The sequence below is a fragment of the Halorhabdus salina genome, from assembly GCF_013839425.1.
Classification (GTDB): domain Archaea; phylum Halobacteriota; class Halobacteria; order Halobacteriales; family Haloarculaceae; genus Halorhabdus; species Halorhabdus salina.
Genome location: NZ_JACDNP010000006.1, coordinates 96179 through 115718, shown reverse-complemented (window position 1 = coordinate 115718; position 19540 = coordinate 96179). Strand labels below are relative to the sequence as shown.

General features: G+C 64.1%; 19 protein-coding genes. 11 read left to right on the top strand and 8 right to left on the bottom strand.

Annotation, left to right across the window (positions count from 1 at the left end; translation table 11 throughout):
- Nucleotide 1: 1 nt before the first annotated feature.
- The 6 genes from HZR20_RS09840 (at nt 2) to HZR20_RS09815 (ending at nt 7195) form a co-directional block, all read left to right on the top strand.
- Complete coding sequence (locus tag HZR20_RS09840) at nt 2-1036, top strand: DUF58 domain-containing protein (RefSeq protein ID WP_181686415.1); 1035 nt, start codon at nt 2-4, stop codon at nt 1034-1036.
- Nucleotides 1033-3240 (top strand): transglutaminase TgpA family protein, encoded by a 2208-nt coding sequence (locus HZR20_RS09835; RefSeq protein ID WP_258560414.1) that lies wholly within the window; start codon nt 1033-1035, stop codon nt 3238-3240. Before HZR20_RS09840 ends, HZR20_RS09835 begins: the two co-directional genes overlap by 4 nt.
- A 152-nt stretch (nt 3241-3392) precedes the next feature.
- Nucleotides 3393-3686 (top strand): stress response translation initiation inhibitor YciH, encoded by a 294-nt coding sequence (gene yciH, locus HZR20_RS09830; protein ID WP_181686414.1) that lies wholly within the window; start codon nt 3393-3395, stop codon nt 3684-3686.
- A gap of 289 nt (nt 3687-3975) precedes the next feature.
- Nucleotides 3976-5466 carry an NAD(P)/FAD-dependent oxidoreductase gene (locus tag HZR20_RS09825; RefSeq protein WP_181686413.1) on the top strand — a complete coding sequence of 497 codons (1491 nt, stop codon included), beginning with the start codon at nt 3976-3978 and terminating at the stop codon, nt 5464-5466.
- Nucleotides 5459-6799, top strand: a complete 1341-nt coding sequence (locus HZR20_RS09820; protein WP_220132732.1) for an NAD(P)/FAD-dependent oxidoreductase — start codon at nt 5459-5461, stop codon at nt 6797-6799. Before HZR20_RS09825 ends, HZR20_RS09820 begins: the two co-directional genes overlap by 8 nt.
- Nucleotides 6800-7195 carry a DUF1667 domain-containing protein gene (locus tag HZR20_RS09815; protein WP_181686412.1) on the top strand — a complete coding sequence of 132 codons (396 nt, stop codon included), beginning with the start codon at nt 6800-6802 and terminating at the stop codon, nt 7193-7195. It abuts the gene before it with no gap.
- Between the two features lie 456 nt (nt 7196-7651).
- Here the strand turns inward: HZR20_RS09815 and engB are convergent, their stop codons facing one another.
- Entirely contained in the window at nt 7652-8269 is a 618-nt protein-coding gene (engB, locus tag HZR20_RS09810; protein WP_181686411.1) for a GTP-binding protein EngB, read from the bottom strand.
- A gap of 88 nt (nt 8270-8357) precedes the next feature.
- Between engB and HZR20_RS09805 the strand changes: the two genes are divergently transcribed.
- The 4 genes from HZR20_RS09805 to HZR20_RS09790 all read left to right on the top strand — a co-directional run bounded on the left by HZR20_RS09805 (nt 8358) and on the right by HZR20_RS09790 (nt 10924).
- On the top strand, nt 8358-8576 hold the full coding sequence (locus HZR20_RS09805) for a zinc ribbon domain-containing protein (RefSeq protein ID WP_181686410.1): 219 nt from the start codon (nt 8358-8360) through the stop codon (nt 8574-8576).
- On the top strand, nt 8576-8734 hold the full coding sequence (locus HZR20_RS09800) for a hypothetical protein (RefSeq protein WP_181686409.1): 159 nt from the start codon (nt 8576-8578) through the stop codon (nt 8732-8734). Before HZR20_RS09805 ends, HZR20_RS09800 begins: the two co-directional genes overlap by 1 nt.
- A 99-nt stretch (nt 8735-8833) precedes the next feature.
- Nucleotides 8834-10117: a TIGR00341 family protein gene (locus HZR20_RS09795; RefSeq protein ID WP_181686408.1), complete on the top strand. Its 1284-nt coding sequence runs from the start codon at nt 8834-8836 to the stop codon at nt 10115-10117.
- Nucleotides 10118-10180: 63 nt separating this feature from the next.
- Nucleotides 10181-10924, top strand: coding sequence for an SIMPL domain-containing protein (locus HZR20_RS09790; protein WP_181686407.1), 744 nt, complete (start codon nt 10181-10183; stop codon nt 10922-10924).
- A gap of 43 nt (nt 10925-10967) precedes the next feature.
- Here HZR20_RS09790 and HZR20_RS09785 read toward each other — a convergent pair whose 3' ends face one another.
- The 7 genes from HZR20_RS09785 to HZR20_RS09755 all read right to left on the bottom strand — a co-directional run bounded on the left by HZR20_RS09785 (nt 10968) and on the right by HZR20_RS09755 (nt 18344).
- A complete protein-coding gene (locus tag HZR20_RS09785) occupies nt 10968-11936 on the bottom strand; it encodes an NOG1 family protein (RefSeq protein WP_181686406.1) in 969 nt (322 codons plus the stop codon).
- A 91-nt stretch (nt 11937-12027) separates the two neighbouring features.
- Nucleotides 12028-12318: a phosphoribosyl-ATP diphosphatase gene (hisE, locus tag HZR20_RS09780; protein WP_181686405.1), complete on the bottom strand. Its 291-nt coding sequence runs from the start codon at nt 12316-12318 to the stop codon at nt 12028-12030.
- 61 nt (nt 12319-12379) lie between these two features.
- Complete coding sequence (locus HZR20_RS09775; protein WP_181686404.1) at nt 12380-13930, bottom strand: TrkH family potassium uptake protein; 1551 nt, start codon at nt 13928-13930, stop codon at nt 12380-12382.
- A gap of 78 nt (nt 13931-14008) precedes the next feature.
- Nucleotides 14009-15025: a cytochrome d ubiquinol oxidase subunit II gene (locus tag HZR20_RS09770; RefSeq protein WP_181686403.1), complete on the bottom strand. Its 1017-nt coding sequence runs from the start codon at nt 15023-15025 to the stop codon at nt 14009-14011.
- The gene (locus HZR20_RS09765; protein WP_181686402.1) at nt 15018-16496 is read right to left on the bottom strand and encodes a cytochrome ubiquinol oxidase subunit I; all 1479 of its coding nucleotides are present in this window, start codon (nt 16494-16496) and stop codon (nt 15018-15020) included. Before HZR20_RS09765 ends, HZR20_RS09770 begins: the two co-directional genes overlap by 8 nt.
- A 198-nt stretch (nt 16497-16694) precedes the next feature.
- Nucleotides 16695-17273, bottom strand: coding sequence for a pyridoxal 5'-phosphate synthase glutaminase subunit PdxT (gene pdxT / locus HZR20_RS09760; protein WP_181686401.1), 579 nt, complete (start codon nt 17271-17273; stop codon nt 16695-16697).
- Between the two features lie 36 nt (nt 17274-17309).
- Nucleotides 17310-18344, bottom strand: a complete 1035-nt coding sequence (locus HZR20_RS09755; protein WP_181686400.1) for an FAD-dependent oxidoreductase — start codon at nt 18342-18344, stop codon at nt 17310-17312.
- 157 nt (nt 18345-18501) lie between these two features.
- Here HZR20_RS09755 and HZR20_RS09750 point away from each other — a divergent pair, with 157 nt between their 5' ends.
- On the top strand, nt 18502-19518 hold the full coding sequence (locus tag HZR20_RS09750) for a PrsW family intramembrane metalloprotease (RefSeq protein ID WP_181686399.1): 1017 nt from the start codon (nt 18502-18504) through the stop codon (nt 19516-19518).
- The last annotated feature ends 22 nt before the right edge of the window (nt 19519-19540 follow it).

Sequence of the window (19540 nt, the reverse complement as noted above, 5' to 3'; positions counted from 1 at the left end):
GATGGAGCTGACGCGACGTGGCGCGGCGGCGGTTGGTGTGGCGATTGCCGCCGTCGGCATGGGCTGGGCGTTTGGCAGTCGGTCGCTGAATGCGATTGCCGTCACGGCAGTGATAACGATCGCCGTCGGGGCCGTCCAACTCCGGCTTGCCGATCCGCCGAGTGTCGACCGCTCGAAACCGCGATCGGGCTTTCCCGGAGACCAACGGTCGGTCTCACTCCAGGTGACTGGATCGCGGGGGACAATCGTCCACCTAACCGACCCGCTGCCGGACGGCCTCCAGAGCGCCGACAACGACGCTACTGGAGCGATCCCCTTCGAGACAGCATACGAGGTGACGCTAACCCGCCGCGGCCACCATCGGATCGGGCCAGCGACCGTGCGCGTCCGTGATCCGTTCGGACTGCTCAACGAAACGTATGAAGTCGGGGACAGAACGCCACTGCTAGTGTACCCGACGATCCACGATATCGCCGGTTCGACAGCCCTGGGGGCGATCATCGAGCAGGCCCGGACACCGGAACGCCAAGAGATCGACCACCTCCGAGAATACGTGCCCGGCGATCCACTCCGAGACATCGCCTGGAAGGCGAGTGCCAAGCGACTACCCGACTTCGTCGTCACGGAATATACCGGCCAGGAGACGGCAGGGGCCATCGAAATCGCGACCAGTGCGACGGACTCGACGATCGACGAGGCAGCGAGCGCGGCGGCGAGCGTCGCCGTCTTCCTGCTCGACGCCGGCCTCGAAGTCGGGCTGACACTGCCCGGTGACCGCCTCCAACCGAATCGTGGCCCACGCCATCGTGAGCGGTTGCTCCACACGTTGGCCAAAGCCGACCCGGGTGCAGTCCCGGAGACTGCCTGGGCGCACGCCGACGTACAAATCGCCGGAAAGCAGCGTGGCGTCCGTGTTGGCTTCGAGGGTCACTCGATGTTCTACGGACAGTTGCGCGGTGACGATCGACAGGCCACCCCGCCCGGGACGGAGACCAATCACGATGACGGAGCCCAACGGGAGGTGAGGACGGCATGACGGTCGCTGAACGAACTGGTGTCGCCCCGGTTCGACTGGTCGCCCTCGCTGCCGGACTCGTCGTCATCAGTTCGTTCGTCGGGGTGCTCTATCACGTGATCGACGTGATCAGCGATCCCGGAACAGTCCTGGTAAGTGTTATTTTGGCACTTGGCGGGGCAACACTGTTGGCCCGGATCCTTCGCGTCAAACACGCCGTCTGGCTCTCGATTGCCCTGTTCTCGGTCGGGATGGGCTGGTATCTCACTCAGCTTGGTATCGACTCGCTTGACCCGTGGCCCCACGTCCGCTATACAGTCGCGCTGCTGACCGGCCAGTCCGTGCTGGGGATCGTCAACCTCGAAGCCTGGGTCCTGGCCGTGACGCCCGCGCCCGTGTTTCTCACGTGGTATCTCGCCGTTCGCCGGCGCTACGTCGCCAGCGCGGTCGTGGGCGGCGGGACGCTCTCGTTTTTCGTCCTGACTGGCGACGCCGCGCCGACGCTCACGCTGCTTGGCGTCGTCGGCGTCGTTTCCCTGGTCGGTCTCGGTGATCTCGATCGATTCGGCGGCACTGTCGGCGACGCAGACGTTGTCGCCACAGTCATCGCGTTGACGATCGTCCTGTCGGCGACGATCACTGTCGTCCCGACAGGGCTAGCATACACGTTCTCGCCCGACACCGGGCTGCAGGGGCCTGCCGGAGGAGGGGGCGGAACTGCTGGCACACTCGAAGGGAATCTCCTGAATGTCGACAACGAGTTGTCGGTCGCCGGCAGCCTGGAGCTGTCCTCAAAGGTCCGATACCGGGTCAACAGTACCAGCGCGGCGTACTGGCGGGTCAACGCCTTCAACGTGTATACGGGCGATGGCTGGGTCAGACGCGGGAACACGGGACCGCTCGATCGCCGTCTCAGCGACGTCCCGGGCCGGAGTCGAACGGTTACCCAGGCGTACACGGTGATAAGCCAGACACAAGCAATGCCGGCTGTCTGGCGACCGACGGCCGTCGACGGGCCGGCCGCCTCGGCGGCCCGTGTGACGCGTCTGGGTGGCCTCCAGCCCGAGCGAGGGCTCGACGCCAACGAAACGTACCGCGTCGAGAGTGAAGTGCCGGTCGCGACGCTCCGAGAACTCCGGACGGCTGGCCAGACGTATCCGGAGACAGTCGAGGAAATGTATCTCCAGTTACCGGACAGTACGCCTGATCGGGTGACCGAACGAACGGATCGACTCACGGCGAACGCTGACAACCCCTACGACACGGCTCGCGTGATCGAGCGGTGGCTCGAAACCAACCGGGAGTACTCGCTGAACGTCTCGAAGCCGTCGGGTTCAATCGCCGACGCGTTCCTCTTCGAGATGGAGCGGGGCTACTGTACGTACTACGCGACGACGATGGCCGCCATGCTCCGCAGCCAGGGCATCCCCGCCCGGATGGTCGTGGGATACACGTCGGGCCAGCGCGTCGAGCAGAACGAGTGGGTCGTTCGGGGCCACGACGCTCACGCCTGGACCGAAGTGTACTTCCCGGATGTTGGCTGGGTTCGCTTCGATCCGACACCAGCCAGCCCACGCGAAGACGCCGAGCAGGGCGATCTCGAAACAGCGCGCCAGAGAAACGCCGCAAACGTCGATTCGGGGGGCAGCGACGACGGCGAGTGGACGCCAACGCCGACACCGACGCCAACACCGACCGAGGAAAACGGCACCGAATCGAATCTCCCACCTGATTTCGAAATTCCCACGCCGCCAGGCGGCATGGCACAGGAGAGTAACGCGACGATAGCCACAGACCGACAGACGTCGAGGACCCAACAGGCAGGTGACGAGGATAACGACGATGCGGCCGGGACGTCACCCAAGATACCCACCGCCGAAGAGACGGCGCTTGGCGCACTCGCCCTGGTCGGCGTCGTCGGGATGGCCCGGCGGAGTGGGTTGACACAGCGCGGCTACCGGGCGCTATGGCTCCGCTGGCAGCCGCGAACGGATCCCGCCGCCGACGTCGAACGCGCCTTCGAGCGTCTGGAGTACGTGCTGGCACGAGACCATCGCGAGCGACGGACGGGAGAGACCGTTCGAGCGTATCTCGATGCCATCGACGCGGGCGAACGCGTCCACCGTGTCGCAGCGATCCGTGAGCGGGCACGGTACGGTGGCCAGATCGACGACTCGATGGCCGAGGAAGCTGTCGAACTGGTCAGCGATATCATCAACGAGTGAGACACTGCCAACTAGATCGGTGATATCCGGTATCGGCCGTCGTTCCCATCCTATCTCGACGGCTAATAATCGAGTGGCGTCAGTTGCGTATGCCCAGAACCGTGGTACGTCCCGACAGTGTTTAATATGAAGCTTCCCAACTTCGGACTGTAATGTCGGAAGTCTGCTCGACGTGTGGGCTTCCTGAGGAACTTTGCGTCTGTGAAGACGTCGCCAAAGAATCCCAGGAAATCAACATCCACATCGACGAGCGCCGTTACGGGAAAGAGGTAACGATCATCGAAGGGTTCGATCCCAACGACGTCGACATGGACAGTCTGTCCTCGGATCTCAAGTCCAAGTTCGCCTGTGGGGGGACTATCGAGGATGACCAGATCGAACTCCAGGGCAATCACACCGGGCGCGTCGAGGATTTCCTCCGTGAGAAAGGCTTCAACGTCGCCTGACTGACCCGCGGCCTGCGTGTTCTGGGTTGCGGTCGCCGGCGGGCCAGCCGCTCGTCTCTGGGAGCGGTCGTTGGCGATATCGGCCAGCCGCAGGGTCGAACGGGCGCTTCAGCGACCGATAGAGCGTCCCCCTGCGGGATTCGACGAAATGCCAGGGCACGATCCCGAGAACCGTGGAATCCTGACAACGAATAAATAGCGCCGGGACGATTTTTATACGGGAGAGTACACACCGGTCACCACCCGGACCGGGACCCAAGAGCCCACCACTCGGGCCAGGACATTCACCATGAACGCCTCAACGGACGTGATAGTCATTGGCGGTGGCGTCATCGGCACAGCTATCGCCCGCGAACTATCCCAGTATACGGTCGATGTCGTGTTGCTTGAAGCCGCCCCGGACGTCTGTACCGGCACGAGCAAGGCAAACACGGCACTGTTGCACGCCGGATTCAACGCAGATCCAGCGAAACTGAAAGGGCGACTGAACGTCAGGGGTAACGAACTGTATCACGAGCGGATCCAGCACGAACTCGACGTACCGATCGAGTGGCGTGGCGCGCTCGTCGTCGCCACCGAGGAGTCAGAGCGGCCGAAACTCCAGTCGCTGCTCGAAAAGGGGCGGGACAACGGCATCGAGGACCTCGAAATCGTCGAGGGCGAGCGCCTTCAGGACCTGGAGCCGACGCTGCACGACGACGCCATCGCCGCGCTGTGGGCACCCACGGCTGGCCTCGTCAACCCCTTCGAACTCACGGCCGCCTTCGCCAACAACGCCGTCGAGAACGGGGCGTCGGTCGAACTGAACGCCGAAGTGACCGACATCACGGAGACTGGCGACACCTTCCGCGTCGAGACAGTCACAGGCGACATCGAGGCCGATGTCGTGATCAACGCGGCGGGGCTCTATGCCGACGAGGTTTCGGCGATGGTCGGCGTCGACGACTTCGAGATCACGCCACGGCGGGGCGAGTACTACCTCTACGACAAGAAGATGGATGTCGACGTTCAGCGGACGATCTTTCCTGTCCCCTCGGAAGTCAGCAAAGGCATCGTCGTGACGCCGACCGACGAGGGCAACGTGATGATCGGCCCCAACGCCGAGGAAGTCGGCGATCCGACAGAGAAGGCCACGACACGGGAGGGCCTAGACGAGGTCCTCGCGGGCGCACAGAAGACCGTCCCTGACCTCTCGAAAGACGACGTCATCCGAGAGTTCGCTGGCCTGCGCCCGGCGATCAAGGAAACCGGCGACTTCCGGATTCAGATCGAACGCGAGGAGCCTGGATTCATCAACGCCGCCGGCATCCAGTCGCCCGGACTGGCCTCCGCGCCAGCGATCGCCGAATACGTTGCCGATCTCGTTGCGGATCTCCGTGGCGACCTCACAGAAGATCCGACGTTCGACCCACACTATTCGGGGCCACCGAAAGTCAGGCACTTGAGCCACGCCGAACACGCCGCGTTGATCGAGGAGGACCCCGACTACGGGCAGATCATCTGTCGGTGTGAGTCGGTGACGGAGGGCGAGATCCGTGACGCGATCAACCAGCCGGTCGGCGCTCGAACGATCAACGCGATCAAGCGCCGGGTCCGGCCCGGGGCCGGGCGCTGTCAGGGCGGGTTCTGTCAACCACGCGTCGTCGAGATCCTCGCCGAGGAACTCGGCGTCGATGAGACTGAGATCAAACTCGAAGACGACGGGTCGGAGGTCCTGATCGGTGAAACCAAGGAGCTACTGCTGGCCGAGAACGGCGAGGAGGTGCGCGCCGATGACTGAAACCGAGGCCGAGGCCATTGAATCGACGCAGTCGGCCGCCGCGGCCGAGAGTGCGATCCGCCGGGAGGAACACGATCTGGTGGTCGTCGGTGGCGGCCCGGCCGGACTGGCCGCGGCCCAGGAAGCCTACGACCACGGCGTCGATGACATCGTGATCCTCGAACGGGACTTCGAACTCGGGGGCATCCTCCAGCAGTGTATCCACAACGGCTTTGGCCTGCACTACTTCGACGAGGAGCTGACGGGGCCCGAATACGCCCAGGAGTTCATCGAGAACGTCGCCGAGCGCGGCGTCGACATCCGGCTGAACACGATGGTCGAGGAAGTGACCGACGAAAAGCTCGTGTATGCCGTCAGCGAGGACGACGGCCTGACGGAGATCGACGCCGAGGCCGTCGTGCTGGCGATGGGCTGTCGCGAGCGAACCCGGGAGGCCCTGGACATTCCCGGTGACCGACCGGCAGGCGTCTTCAGCGCCGGGACCGCCCAGCGCTACATCAACATGGAAGGGAAGATGCCCGGCGAGAAAGCGGTCATCCTCGGCTCGGGCGACATCGGGCTCATCATGGCCCGGCGGATGTACCTTGAGGGGGCCGACGTCGAGGCCGTCCTGGAGATCCTGCCCTACACCGGCGGGCTGACGCGCAACGTCGTCCAGTGTCTGGAGGACTTCGACATCCCGCTGCGGACCCAGCAGACTATCACGGAGATCTACGGCGACGAACGCGTCGAGGGCGTCACCGTCCAGGAGGTCGACGACGACTTCGAGCCGATCCCCGGCACCGAGTACGACATCGAGTGTGACACCGTCTTGCTGTCGGTCGGGTTGATCCCAGAAAACGAACTCTCGGAAGGCGCTGGTGTAGACATGCATCCCGTCACCGGTGGCCCAGTCGTCGACGACGGCCGCGAGACCAGCGTCGACGACATCTATGCTTGCGGGAACGTCCTGCACGTCCACGACCTGGTCGACTGGGTGACCGAGGAGAGCATGATCGCGGGTCGCTCGGTCGCCAAACAGCTCCAAGGCGACATCGAGGTCCGCGAGGAGCCGATCGAGATCGAGTCCACCGGCGCAGTGAGCTACGTCGTCCCCGAACGAATCAGCAACGTCGACGACGATCGAGAGGAACTCCCGCTGTATCTCCGGGTATACGCACCGATGGACGAGGTTTTCGTCACGGTCGAGAGCGGTGACGAGCAACTGGCCCGCGAGTTCGAGCGCCGGGCCGAGCCGGGCGAGATGATCACCGTCGATCTCGACACCGAGGCGCTTGAAGACCTCCCGGAGAATCGGCTTACAGTCGACGTCGTCCCGAAGGAGGAGATCTAGATGAGTACCGAAACCGTCGAGATTACCTGTATCGCTTGCCCGGTCGGCTGTGACGTGTCCATCGACGTCGAAGACGGCGAGATTCAATCGATCGAGGGCAACACCTGCCCCAGAGGGGCCGAGTACGCCAAAGAGGAATACCGGAATCCGACCCGGATCCTGCCGACGACTGCCCGAGTCACGGGCGGCGTCCTCCCTCGCGTGCCCGTAAAGTCCGCCCAGCCGATGCCCAAACCGAAATTGGAGGACGCGATGGTCGAGATCGCGGCCGTCGAGGTCGAGGCCCCGGTCGAACTCGGTGACGTGATCGTCGAGAACGTCTGTGACACCGGTGTCGACATTGTTGCCACCCGGGACCTGCCGGCAGCTGAAGATGGCCCGAAAGCCGTCGAGTAAGTGGCCGGTCAGGGGACGGTTTAGGAGGGTTTACAGCCCCGTTCGCTACCCAGCCGATTCGCTCACTACAGACCATCTTTTTCCCGCTCGGGTTCGCGCTTCGCGCGAACCGCTCGCGGCAAAAACATGGGTGAAAAAGCTGAATCCTCGCTTCGCTCGGATTCAGTGAATCGCGCTCGCTCCGCTCACGCCAATGCCCGCGATCAGTTCGCACCCATACAGAGTAGTCGATTCAATTTCAAACCGTCTGAAATAAACTCCTGTGTAAATTAGTCGATAACACCCTGTGAGCATTTGCACTTCACCGAACGATTCGAGGAGCATACGCGCCGCAGAGCGGCGCGTTTCGCCGAACTCGCGGCGAAGCCGCGAGTTCGGACATTTTTGGTCCAGATTTTTGCAAGGAGGGTCGCCGCCGGCGACCCTCCGCAGTAAAAAGGTGGAAATCAGGTCGTCTTAGAAGAACTGAAAGAGGTCGTCGCGTTCGGCCTCGTGAAGGTGGTGGCGGACGGCCTCGTTGAGGGTATCGATCGAACCGCGTTTGGCCGTGATCGGTGCGATCGTGTTTTGCCACTGCTTCCAGGGAGGATGCAGGCCCAAGCGATCACAGAGGGCGTCCAGGCGCTCGTCACGATCGTCGACCTTGTCCATCTTGTTGACGGCGACGACGGTCGGAATCCCGACTTCCCGGAGGAAGTGAAACAGTTCGACGTCGTGGGGGATCTCATCTGGCCCGGAGTGACGGTCGATGATGTCGATGACGCTCTTGCCGTCGACGACGAGGATCCCCACGAGGATGTTCTCGGCATATTCCTCGACGTAGTGGACGACGTCGGTCTTGATCTGCTCGCGGGCCTCGTCGGGGACGCCCTCCATATAGCCAAAGCCGGGGAGGTCCGTGATGACGAAGTCCTGGCTCGTCCAGTCGTAATGATTCGGCTCGCGGGTCACCCCGGGCCGTTGGCCGGTATCGAAGGTGTGGCCGGTCAGCTCCCGCATGAGCGTCGACTTGCCCACGTTCGATCGCCCCGCGAGGACGACCTCACTCCCCCGATTCGGCCGCGTCTCGAACATATCGACTTTACTGGATCTGATGGGAAAGACACCTCGGTTTCTATCGCCGGGAGAAGGTTTATGCTCGCTTGTCCAGCAGAGTTCTGGTATGGTCCCTGCAACTGATTCCGACCGTGGCTGTCCGAAGTGTGGTCACACCGAGACCGACGTCGGCGAGATCTCGACGACCGGCGGCGGGTTGAGCAAGATGTTCGACATTCAGACGAACAGCTTCAAGGTCGTCTCGTGTACCAACTGCGGGTACTCCGAGCTCTATCGGGACACGACGTCCGGGACGAGCGACATCGTCGACGTGTTCCTCGGCTGATGGCTGCCGGCGTAATCGTCGTCCTGGTGCTCGTGATCGGGGTCGCGTTCCCGATCGTCCTCTACGCCCTGGTTCGTGGAGAACACGACAAGCGGGACACGATGACCCGCGAGGAGGCCGAACGGACGGCGCGCCGTGATACTCGCAAAGAGCGGTGAGTTCCTCACCCGGATGGTGAAAGCGTAGGCACACGTCGCGGCTGACTCGACAGCGCGAGCAACCACAGGTATATGGGCGTACCGGCCGACGGGCCGGGTGTGCGACTCGTCCAGATCACGATCCCCGCCGGCAAACGCGAGGCCATCGAGGGCGCTCTGGACGATGAAGACGTCGATTACGTCCTCACCGACGAGACCAGCGGGCGGGAGTACACCGCCGTCGCGTACGTCCCGTTGCCGACCAACGCCGTCGAACCCGTTCTCGAACGGTTGCGGGAGGCTGGTATCGACGAGCAAGCGTACACCGTCGTCGTCGAGGCAAACACGGTCATCTCGCGACGCTTCGAGGAGTTACAGGACCGCTACGCCGAGGAACGCGACGAGGAACGCATCGCTCGCGAGGAACTCACCTCCAAGGCCGCCGATCTCGCACCGGCGACCTGGAGTTACGCGATCCTGACAGTTGTCTCGGCGGTGATCGCCACCGCTGGGCTCTTGCTCGACTCGCCGGCAGTGATCGTCGGCTCGATGGTGATCGCACCGCTGATCGGCCCGGCGATGGCAGCCAGCGTCGGGACCGTTGTCGACGACGAGGCGCTGTTCCGGCGCGGCGTCGGGCTGCAGGTCGCCGGCCTCGCGCTGGCGGTGCTCAGTGCCGCCGTCTTCGCATTCCTGGTGCGCAATCTCTACTTGATCCCGCCGGGATTCGACGTGACGGCGACCCCGGCGATCCGTGAACGACTGCTGCCGGACTTCCTCTCGCTGGTGGTCGCGCTGGGTGCTGGCGTCGCGGGCGTGGTTAGCCTCTCGACGGGCGTCTCGACCGCCCTCGTGGGCGTGATGATCGCCGTCGCGTTGATCCCACCGGCCGCGACCGTCGGCATCGGAATCGCCTGGGGCCTGCCGACCGTCAGCCTCGGCTCGGGCGTGTTGACGCTCGTGAACGTCCTCTCGATCAACCTGGCCGCACTGGCGGTGCTGTGGTACCTGGGGTACCGACCGACCCACTGGTTCCGTGAGGACGACGCCCGCGCGAGTACGCTCAAGCGCGTCCTGGCGCTCGTTGTCGCGATCGCCGTCCTGTCGGTGTTCCTCGGCGGCGTCACGTACGATACGTACGCGCGGGCCACAGTGGACGGTCAGATCGACGAGGGAGTCAACGATGTTGTCGCCGAGACCCCCGGGGTGACTGTTCAGGACGTGTCGGTCGAGCGATCGAGCGGCCTGTTCTTCCAGCAGCCACAGCGCGTCGAGATCACCGTCGGTGTGTCCCCCGGCGATCGACCCCCCGATCTGGTCGATCGACTCGACGAGCGCCTGGACACCATCGTCGCGACGGATCTCACCATCGAGGTCAGGTACGTGACGACCGAGACGGCGTGATAGCTCAAACGACCGTTTGAGCTTGAGATAGGTGTTTTTAGACCCGGGTCGAAGGGGGTAGTGATGCGCACGAACAGATCAGTATTCGTAGTAGCGATCGTCGCCGTGACGCTCCTGGCGGCGGTCGGCGTGGCAACGGCTGTCTCGCCAGTCGCACAGACCGACCAACCAGACCGACAGATCGAAGTCGGCGCGTCGGGTGAGGTCTCGGCCCAGCCCGATCAGGCGCTTCTCCGTGTCGGAGTGGTGGCGACGGCCGAGGACGCCACGACCGCCCGGGATCGAGTCGCCGAGAACGTCACCGCGCTGCGATCGACGCTCGACGAGCGTGGAATCAGCGACGACAATATCGAAACCGTCCACTACGACATCGGCGAGGTGCGGGAACGATCCGAAACGAAACGAACCACCGAATATCGAGCCGTCCACACCTTTCAAATCACGCTCGACGATCCAGACAGGGTCGGTAAGGTAATCGACGGCGTCGTCGACAGCGGGGCCAATCGCGTCCAGGGCGTCTCCTTCACACTGTCCGAGGAGCGCCGGCACGAACTCCGCCAGGAGGCCTTAGAGAACGCGATGGGCCGGGCCCGTGGCGAGGCCGAAACGCTCGCCGGGAGTGCCGACCTAACGATCGAAGGCGCAGCTTCGATCAGTGCAGACGACGTAAGCGTCCGGCCCTACCGCGTCGAACAGGCGATGATGGCAACAGAATCCGGGGACGTCGCTACGTCGACGACCATCGAGAGCGGACCGGTCGACGTCTCGGCAACAGTGCAAGTTATCTACAACGCGACTGCCGTGTAAGGAACCAATCAGACAAACAATAGAACTCGTCACACCCCGATCATCACTCCTCGAAGGGTAGTTCAGGCTCGTACCCGACGGCGTCGATCGCCGCATCGAGGACACCCTCGACGTTGTCGTCTTCAGTGACGCTCATATAGTGGTCGGCCTCGACGTCACGGGATCGGTCTGCCTTGTTGGCGATCGTCAGGACGGGAGCGTCCTGGAAACGTTCGACGACATCGTCCCGGAGGTCCAGCTGGACATCGATCGGGAACCCACACTCGCCGCTGGCATCAACCAGGACGAGCACGGTATCGGCAAGGTGTTCGAGCGCGCTGATCGCCTGGGTCTCGATATCGTTGCGTTCCTCGGGCGGTCGATCGAGGAGTCCCGGCGTGTCCACCAGTTGATACCGGATGTGATCGCGTTCGAGGTGGCCGACGTGGATCTGGGTCGTCGTGAACGGATAGGCAGCGATCTCGTTATCGGCCCGTGTCACCCGATTCACGAACGACGATTTTCCGACGTTGGGGTAGCCCGCGACGACAATCGCCGGTTCGTCGGGCCGGATGTCCGGGAACACCCGAAGGGCATTTCGGGCCTCTCCGAGCGCCGCGAGGTCGTCGCTCACTTCGCGGGTGACGTCCGCCAGACGCGCGAAGGCCTGCTTTCGGAGTTTCCGGGCCCCGTCGGTGTCGGCGTTGCGCAGCCGAGACTGGTACTCGTCGCGGATGTCGTCGGTTTTCCGGCTGGCCCAGGTGACCTCCGAGAGGTGCTTTCGCAAGTCGTCGACGCTGCTCTCGGCATCGGCCAACTGCCGGTAGAACGGATCCAGATCGTCGAAATCCGGCCAGGCCGTGACGACGTTCTCTAAATTGTCCGAAAGGATGTTCGACGCCGTCTGGAGCATCGACTCCTGGGCCTCGTGGCCCTGTTTGGCCCGGCCCGCCCGGGCGGCCCGCGAGAAGGCTTTGTCGATGAGTTCCTCCGACGTGGGCGTCGTCGGCAGAGTCTCGAATGGATGGCTCATTGACGCTGGGTAGGCTGTCACCGGGTAAAAGGGCGTTCTTCGAGGCCTCACCTTCGGTATTCATTTTGAGGTCTCGCTTCGCCCGACCTCGCTACCGTCGCTCGCGCAACTCCGCCCGCAAATCGCTCAGATCCATATCGTTCATCGCAAGCAGGACCAGCAGATGATAGACGATATCGGCGCTCTCGTGGGCGATCTCCTCGCGATCGTCGTCCTTGGCCGCCAGTAGCAACTCCGTCGATTCCTCGCCGAGTTTCTCCAGAACGGCGTTCTCGCCCTTCTCGTGGGTGAACAGGTCGGCTGTGTAGGAATCCTCGGGCAACTTCTCCTTGCGGTCCTCGATGACGGCGAACAGTTCATCGAGGATTGCGTCGTCGGTCATGCCCGAGTCCACGCGGGGCCGGCCCCTAAGCGCGTCGAAGCAAAGTGCGGTCACTCCCGGGTCATCCCCGCCAGAACGTCGGCGTGAAGATCACCAGCACCGAGAGCACCTCCAGGCGGCCGATCCACATCAGGAATGTCATGTAGAGCTTCCCGAGGTCGGAAAACGGCAGGAAGCTATCCATCGGCCCGACGACGCCAAAGCCAGGGCCGACGTTGCCAAGCGTGGCGATGGCGACACTCATCGCGTCCAGCCCGGATAGCGTTACCTCGGGCGTCCGGAGACTATCGAGGTACAGCAGGACCGTCGAGACGACGAAGATCACGAGAAAGAGCGCGACGAACGCGAAGACGTCCCGGACGGTCTCGTTGTCGACGATCTCCTTGCCCAGCCGGATCGGCCGCACTGCGTCAGGGTGAATCGACGTGAACAGCGAGCGGTCGATGCCCTTCGTGACGAGCACCCACCGGACGATCTTGATCGAGCCGGCGGCCGAGCCCGCCGACCCACCGAGGAAGTACGCGAACAGCAGAATCGTCTGGGCGACGGGATCCCAGGTATTGACGTCCATACTCGCGTACCCGGTCGTCGTCACGATCGCGATCGCCTGGAACAGCCCCTGCCGGAGGGCGTTCTCGGTGTTCCCGACGATCGTGCCGACGTTCGCGGGCGTCCCGGCCAGGCCGACACCGGCGAACAACAGTGCCGAGAGGACTGCCCCTACCCCAGCGACGGCGAGCAAGTACGACCGGAACTCGGTGTTGTCGATCAGCTCTCGGGGATCGCCCCGGAGGACGTACCAGAACAGCGCGAAGTTGGTCCCGGCGATCAACATGAACGGCATCACGACCCACTGGACGGCGGGGACAAACGCCTTCATGCTCCGGGCTTCCGGCGAGAAGCCGCCTGTGGGCAGCGTCGTCAGCGCGTGGGCGACGGCGTTGTACAGCCCCATGTTCTGCGCGATTCCGGCGACGTTGAGTGCGTAGTAGACCACCGCCGCGAGGACGGTGAACCCGGCGTAGATGGCCCAGAGGACGCGCGCTGTCACCTGGATCCGGGGCGTCAGCTTCTCTAAGGACAGCCCAGGAGCCTCCTGGTCGATGACCTGCGCGCCGCCGACCGAGAGTTCGGGGAGGATCGCGACCATCAACACGAGGATGCCCATCCCACCGAGCCACTGGGTGAGCTGGCGCCAGAGCATCATCGCGTGGCCGTGCCGGTCGACCGAGATATCCCCCAGGACGGTCGCGCCGGTCGTGGTGAACCCACTCATGCTCTCGAAGAGGGCATTGACGGGACCCGCGACGGTACCCGTCCCCGCGACGAGATACGGGATCGTCCCCGCCAGTGGCACGACGAGCCACGCGAGACTCACGAGCAGGAACGCCTCCCGGTTGCCGAGATCGTCCCCGGAGTCGACCGCTTCGAGCACCCGGCCGCCCAACACCATGACGACACTCGCGACGAGGAACGGGAGTGGGTCCTCGCCGTAATACAGCGATAGGACGAGCGGGAACAGCGGCGTCACGCCGATGTACTTCAGCACTGTCCCGACGTAGGCGAGGCTCACCCGGTAGTCGACGTACGTGCCCATCCTCGCGCGTACCATCGGACGTTCGACACCGTCGGGCGGGGGACAAATGGCCGTTTCGGCCCCGGGGATTCGGCGACTGCGACGGCCACCCGGCTACGCGCCGTATCCCTCACTCTCTATCGGCCCGCTGAACACGCTATAAAGGAACTTGAAGTACCACAGGACGACCAGCAGTACCGGGAACCCGAGGATCGTGGTGAGGTTCAACGCGAGCGGCGAGACCACGGCCATCTCGACGGTCAGCGCCGTCCCCGAGGCCGTCGCGGGATAGATTTCCGGGTACAGCAGGAGGGCGACGAGCAAACTCAACAGTACCGGCAGGGCGAGTGCGAACCCGAGCCACGCCCTGTAGCGATCCCGGAGCGCGAGGACGATCCCGGCGACACCCGCAACGACCGAGAGCCCGACGATGGCGACCCCGGGAACCGAGAGGATCGTACTCGCGGCCCCGCCAGCGTCGGTCCAGATCACGACTGCCAGCAGGACGACCACGCCGCCCAGGTACGCGAGCGTCGCGACAATGCCGAGATCGCGCATCTCCTCGGCGAGTGCAGGCCCGGTCTTGGCTGCCAGGAACGCCGCACCGGTAGCCGCCGAGACGGCCACCAGGCCGACGCCGGTCAGGATCGCGGGCAGTGAGATCGCGCCCACACTGAACACCCACGAGCCGGCCAGGACGCCGAACAGGAACGGCGCGAGGATACTCCCGCCGACGAACGACCAGTCACAGGCCCGCTGCCACTGCTCGTCCTCGCGCTGTTCGCGCAATTCCGGACCGACGCCACGGAACAGCAGCGCGAGGACGAAGCCGAGTGCGATCAGGTAGTTGTCGGCCAGCAGCCGCGAGTAGACGTCCGGGAAGGCGGCGAGCGTCATCGTTCCGAAAGCGATCAGCCACACCTCGTTGGCGTCCCAGATCGGCCCGAACGCCGCCAGGAGCGTCTCCCGATCGTGGTCGTCCTCGCGGGTCGCATACAGCATACCAATGCCGAAGTCGAAGCCGTCCAGCACGACATACATCGCCAGGGCGAACATGACCACCCCGAACCAAACGTCGGGCAACGACGGATGGAGATACTGATCGACCGGGATCACTAACGGCTTACTCATCGTTTCCCACCCCCGGAAGCTCCGGAATCGGACCGTACCAGTGATCGTTTGGCGACTCCTCGACGCCTAGTTCCCGGAGTTCGCCCTCGATCAGCCACCGGAGGGTGTACAGCGCGGCCAGGACCAGGCCGATGTAGATCACCACGAACGCGACCAGGCTCGCTGTAGCTTCCGTGGAGGAAAGCGTCGAGGAGACGGCCTCGCTCGTCTTGAGGACGTCTTGGATCACCCACGGCTGGCGACCGATCTCCGTGACGTACCACCCCGTGAGCAGGGCAGCGTATCCCAGCGGCGACGCGGCGATCATCAGTTTTAGATACAGGCTGCTGTCGGACAGTCGGTCACGGTAAATGAGATAGCCGCCCCAGAAGGCCAGCCCGATGAACAGGAATCCCAGCCCGACCATGAACCGGAACGACCAGAATACGAGCGGGACTGGGGGATTTTGTTCGTACTCGTCGAGGCCTTTCACGACCGCGTCGAAGTCACCACCGCTTGCAAGGAACGACCCGACGCGGGGGAGACTGATCGCAAAGAGGTTCTCCTCGCTGGGATCCATGATTGCGTCGGTACTCGTCGGGATCGCGAAGAGGTGCAGATCGGCTGTTCCCGTCTCGTAGTGCCCCTCCATGGCGGCGAATTTCTGAGGCTGGGTGTCCTCGACGTGGCGGCCGTAGGCATCACCGTGGACGGCCTGCAGCGGCGCGGCGACGATCAGGATCAGGACGGCGATCTTCAAGGCCGTCTGCCAGGCTTTCGCATCGCGCTTCTTCCAGATGATGTAGGCGGCGACGCCCGCGACCAGCAGCGCCACGGCGATCACCGACGCGTTGATCATGTGGACGTACATCCAGGTCATCCGTGGCGTGAAGAACGCGGCGATCGGATCGGTCAGTTGTGCGACCTCCATCCCGTTGCGCGTGATCATCTCGTAGCCCTGGGGCGTCTGCATCCAGGCGTTGACGACCAGAATCCAGAAACCAGAGAGCCACGCGCCAAAGCCAGTCAGGACTGACGAGAGGAAATAGGTCCGGTCGCTAACCCGTTCGCGGCCAAAGAGCAACACGCCGAGGAAGACGGCTTCTAAGAAGAACGCCATCTTGGCCTCGAAGGCTAAGGGTCCGCCGATCAACTCGCCGGCGACCGCCGAGAACTGCGGGAAGTTCGTCCCGAACTGGAAGCTCATCGGGATTCCGGTGACAGTTCCCATGACGAACCCGACGGCAAAGACCTTCAGCCAAAAGGAGCGCAACCGTTCGTAGCGGTCCCTATCGGTCCTGATTGCTTTCCACGTGAAGTAGACGATGAACGGGGCAAGCCCGATCGACAGGGCAGCAAAGAGAATGTGGACACTGATCGTCCAGCCGAACTGGACCCGGCTGGCGAACTCTGCCGGTAAGAACAGTGCCGTCCCGTCCAGTGGTGCCCCGGCCCCAAACGCGACATCGAATAGCTGACTGGGTGGTTCCATCCGTTGGGCCGCGTTTGAACTACCGAACCGATAAGCCGGCGGTATTCTCCCGTCAGCCGGGAATAGGCGAAAATATTTTTATGATTGGGCGAACTGTGTTTTCTGAAGCGGTAAAATCTGAAGGAGCTCGGCTGCGTCACCCACCGGCTGTTTTGAGGGACAATGTCCGAACGCGTCAGTACTGCGGCCGTCCTGGCGCTACTCGAAAAAGGCGAGATCGTGAATCCGATGATCACCGGTCAGTTCCGGATGGAACGAGGTTCCGACGACCGGCCCGTCCTTGACTGCCACGGGTCGGTCCTCCCAGGTGGCGAGGACGTCAGCGTCACCGACCGAACTGATGACCGGCGCACGAATGAACACCGCCTGGAAGGGGTCGTCCAGCCCGTCGACCGACAGTGGCGCTTCGAAGCTGTCTTTCTGGCGACCAAAGGCGTTGCGCTCGACGGTGATATCGAGCAGGTCGAGCGTGTCGACGCGCTCGTCGCCGGCATCGCGGGCGGCGACGATCAAGCCAGCGCAGGTGGCGAGAACCGGGTTGTCCGCAGCCACGTGCTCGCGGATCTCCGGGGCGATCCCCTCACGGTGGATCAGCCGCGAGATCGTCGTCGATTCACCACCGGGCAATAAGAGGACGTCACACTCCGGGACGAGTCCTGCTTCCCGAATCTCGACCACGTCGACGCCCTCACCGTGGGTCTCAGCGGCCGATTTGACGGCCTCGGCGTGTTCGCTGACGTCGCCCTGGACAGCGAGGACACCCGCACGGAGAGTCATACGGTCGCTATCCGATCGAGGGACAAAACCCTCCCGTTACGCGTTGGGTTCACACCCAAGCCGATCCGCGAGCTGGCGACCGGCCCGGAGCCCGCTCGCCAGGGCAGCGTGGGCCTGCCCGACGCCAGCCACCCAGTCACCGGCGATCGCGAGAGCAGCGTCGAGCGTTCGGTTGTGCAGTGCAGCGTCCAGCCCGGCCGTCGGCACGCCCCGTCCCCACCGGTGGTGATCCCACCAATCGGGTTCACGGAGGCGGTCGTCACCGACGAGGCGCGCGACGTAGTGGGCCGACTCGATCGCCGTCTCTCGGGCCGTTGCGTTGGCGTTGGCCGCAGACCACAGCGACCCCAGTTGAAGCGTCAGGACGGATTCACCGTCGGGGACGTGACCGGGTTTGCACTGCTCGCGTCCCATCCAGACGACGTCGCTGGCGCGTTCGATACTGACGAGTCCGTAGTACTCGGCCTCGAAGGCGAACGGATAGTGCAGAGCCACGACGTCGATCGTCCGATGGGCAATGTCGTCGGCTGCTCGGGCGAGCTCGCCCCGGACGGCAGCGTCCCAGTCAGCCCCCTCGAACAGCACGACTGCGGCGGCGGCCGGGACAGCGAGTACCACCGCATCGAAGGCGCGTCGTTCGCCGGCGACGGTCACGACCCACTGCCCGCCCCGACGATCGAGCGTCGTCACTGTCGCCCCTTCCTCGACGCGCGCGCCGCTGATATCGAGCAACGACCGGACGAGACTGTCGATCCCGTCCCGGCCGCTGAAGCGGGGAAACTCCTCGGGTCGTTCGCTGATCGTCCCGTCCGCGTCGAACTGCTTGACGGGCCGATCGATCTCGACGAGGGTGTCACCGGCAGCGTCAGTGACCAGGTCCCGAAGGTCCGCATCGGCCAGGAGCACGTGGTCGGTCCCCACGTCGTAGATACATCCCTCGCGGCGACGACTGGCGAGCCGGCCACCCACTGAACGCGATTCGAAGACGGTCACGTCGGCGGTATTGGGAAGCGCGAGTGCCGCCCCTGCCCCAGCGATCCCGCCGCCGATCACACAGACCGACGGATCCATACGTCGGCTTCGGCCGCCAGCGGTTAAAACCGACGGGCGATGGCGGTCCATTCCTGCCGAGTGGACACCGACAACCGGCGACGATACGTGCCTCGGTCACGTGGCTGCGCCCGGGACCGCCGGCAGACACTTCCCGACGCCACGCACAGACCCCACCATGACCAAGCGCGATCCGATCCAGCGCGCTCACGACGGAACCCTCGACCTCTACGATGTCGTCGAGTGGAACCCCCGGTCGTGGCTCGATCACCTCGCGATCGGGATTCATCGACGCCTTGCCGTCCTGGCCCGATCGATCGTCATCCTCCTGGCAGTGGCGATTCTCGCCGCCCAACTGCTTCTAGGCGGGCTCGGGACCGTGACCGATCCCGTCGTCGGGGCGTTGACCGTCCTTTCGGCCGTCCCGGCACTCGTGCTTGCGGCCTACGTCTGGCGGGCCGACGTGACCACCCAGGAGCCAATCAGCCTGCTCGTGAGGACGTTCCTGCTTGGGGTCCTCTTTGCGGGCTTTGCAGGGATTGTCAACTCCATCTTCGATCCCGTCTTTCTCGCAGTGGGGACGCTGGTCGGTGATCCGTTCTTCGGGCTTGTCGCCATGTTCTATCTCGTGGTCGGCCCGGTCGAGGAAGGCGTCAAGCTCCTGGCGGTCCGACTTGGGGCGTTCCGGGACGATCGCTTCGACGCCGTCGTCGACGGTGCCGTCTACGGGGCCGTCGCCGGCCTCGGCTTCGCCACGATCGAGAACGCGATCTACATCACCGGCGCGACGGTGGGCGAGGGCGGAGTGGCCGTCCTCGCGACCGGTGGCTCGGCGGCCACGGTCCGGGCGCTGGCCGGCCCGGGACACGTCATCTACTCGGCGATCGCGGGCTATTATCTCGGCCTGGCGAAGTTCAATCCCGACGACGCCGGCCCGATCGTCATCAAGGGGCTGGTCGTCGCCTCCCTGATCCACGCCACCTACAACGCGCTGGTTTCGGTCGTGCCCTTCGCACTTGCCCGGAACTTCCCGATCGGACCACTGGCGGCGATCGTGATCTTCGTCCTCGCTTTCGACGGGTTGTTCGGATACTACCTGCTGGGGAAACTTCGAGCCTACCGGCTGGCCTATCAGGCGACACGTGCCGGCGAGCCGTCCGATCCCGTCCCGGAGATGACTGAATTCGACCCGTGACGACCACTGCGAGACGCTTTTG

What these genes read in the sequence shown, in the direction of transcription:
- HZR20_RS09840 (WP_181686415.1), top strand. Translation starts at nt 2, where the DNA reads ATGGAGCTGACGCGACGTGGCGCGGCGGCGGTTGGTGTGGCGATTGCC.
- HZR20_RS09835 (WP_258560414.1), top strand. Translation starts at nt 1,033, where the DNA reads ATGACGGTCGCTGAACGAACTGGTGTCGCCCCGGTTCGACTGGTCGCC.
- yciH (WP_181686414.1), top strand. Translation starts at nt 3,393, where the DNA reads ATGTCGGAAGTCTGCTCGACGTGTGGGCTTCCTGAGGAACTTTGCGTC.
- HZR20_RS09825 (WP_181686413.1), top strand. Translation starts at nt 3,976, where the DNA reads ATGAACGCCTCAACGGACGTGATAGTCATTGGCGGTGGCGTCATCGGC.
- HZR20_RS09820 (WP_220132732.1), top strand. Translation starts at nt 5,459, where the DNA reads ATGACTGAAACCGAGGCCGAGGCCATTGAATCGACGCAGTCGGCCGCC.
- HZR20_RS09815 (WP_181686412.1), top strand. Translation starts at nt 6,800, where the DNA reads ATGAGTACCGAAACCGTCGAGATTACCTGTATCGCTTGCCCGGTCGGC.
- engB (WP_181686411.1), bottom strand. Translation starts at nt 8,269, where the DNA reads ATGTTCGAGACGCGGCCGAATCGGGGGAGTGAGGTCGTCCTCGCGGGG.
- HZR20_RS09805 (WP_181686410.1), top strand. Translation starts at nt 8,358, where the DNA reads ATGGTCCCTGCAACTGATTCCGACCGTGGCTGTCCGAAGTGTGGTCAC.
- HZR20_RS09800 (WP_181686409.1), top strand. Translation starts at nt 8,576, where the DNA reads ATGGCTGCCGGCGTAATCGTCGTCCTGGTGCTCGTGATCGGGGTCGCG.
- HZR20_RS09790 (WP_181686407.1), top strand. Translation starts at nt 10,181, where the DNA reads ATGCGCACGAACAGATCAGTATTCGTAGTAGCGATCGTCGCCGTGACG.
- HZR20_RS09785 (WP_181686406.1), bottom strand. Translation starts at nt 11,936, where the DNA reads ATGAGCCATCCATTCGAGACTCTGCCGACGACGCCCACGTCGGAGGAA.
- hisE (WP_181686405.1), bottom strand. Translation starts at nt 12,318, where the DNA reads ATGACCGACGACGCAATCCTCGATGAACTGTTCGCCGTCATCGAGGAC.
- HZR20_RS09775 (WP_181686404.1), bottom strand. Translation starts at nt 13,930, where the DNA reads ATGGTACGCGCGAGGATGGGCACGTACGTCGACTACCGGGTGAGCCTC.
- HZR20_RS09770 (WP_181686403.1), bottom strand. Translation starts at nt 15,025, where the DNA reads ATGAGTAAGCCGTTAGTGATCCCGGTCGATCAGTATCTCCATCCGTCG.
- HZR20_RS09765 (WP_181686402.1), bottom strand. Translation starts at nt 16,496, where the DNA reads ATGGAACCACCCAGTCAGCTATTCGATGTCGCGTTTGGGGCCGGGGCA.
- pdxT (WP_181686401.1), bottom strand. Translation starts at nt 17,273, where the DNA reads ATGACTCTCCGTGCGGGTGTCCTCGCTGTCCAGGGCGACGTCAGCGAA.
- HZR20_RS09755 (WP_181686400.1), bottom strand. Translation starts at nt 18,344, where the DNA reads ATGGATCCGTCGGTCTGTGTGATCGGCGGCGGGATCGCTGGGGCAGGG.
- HZR20_RS09750 (WP_181686399.1), top strand. Translation starts at nt 18,502, where the DNA reads ATGACCAAGCGCGATCCGATCCAGCGCGCTCACGACGGAACCCTCGAC.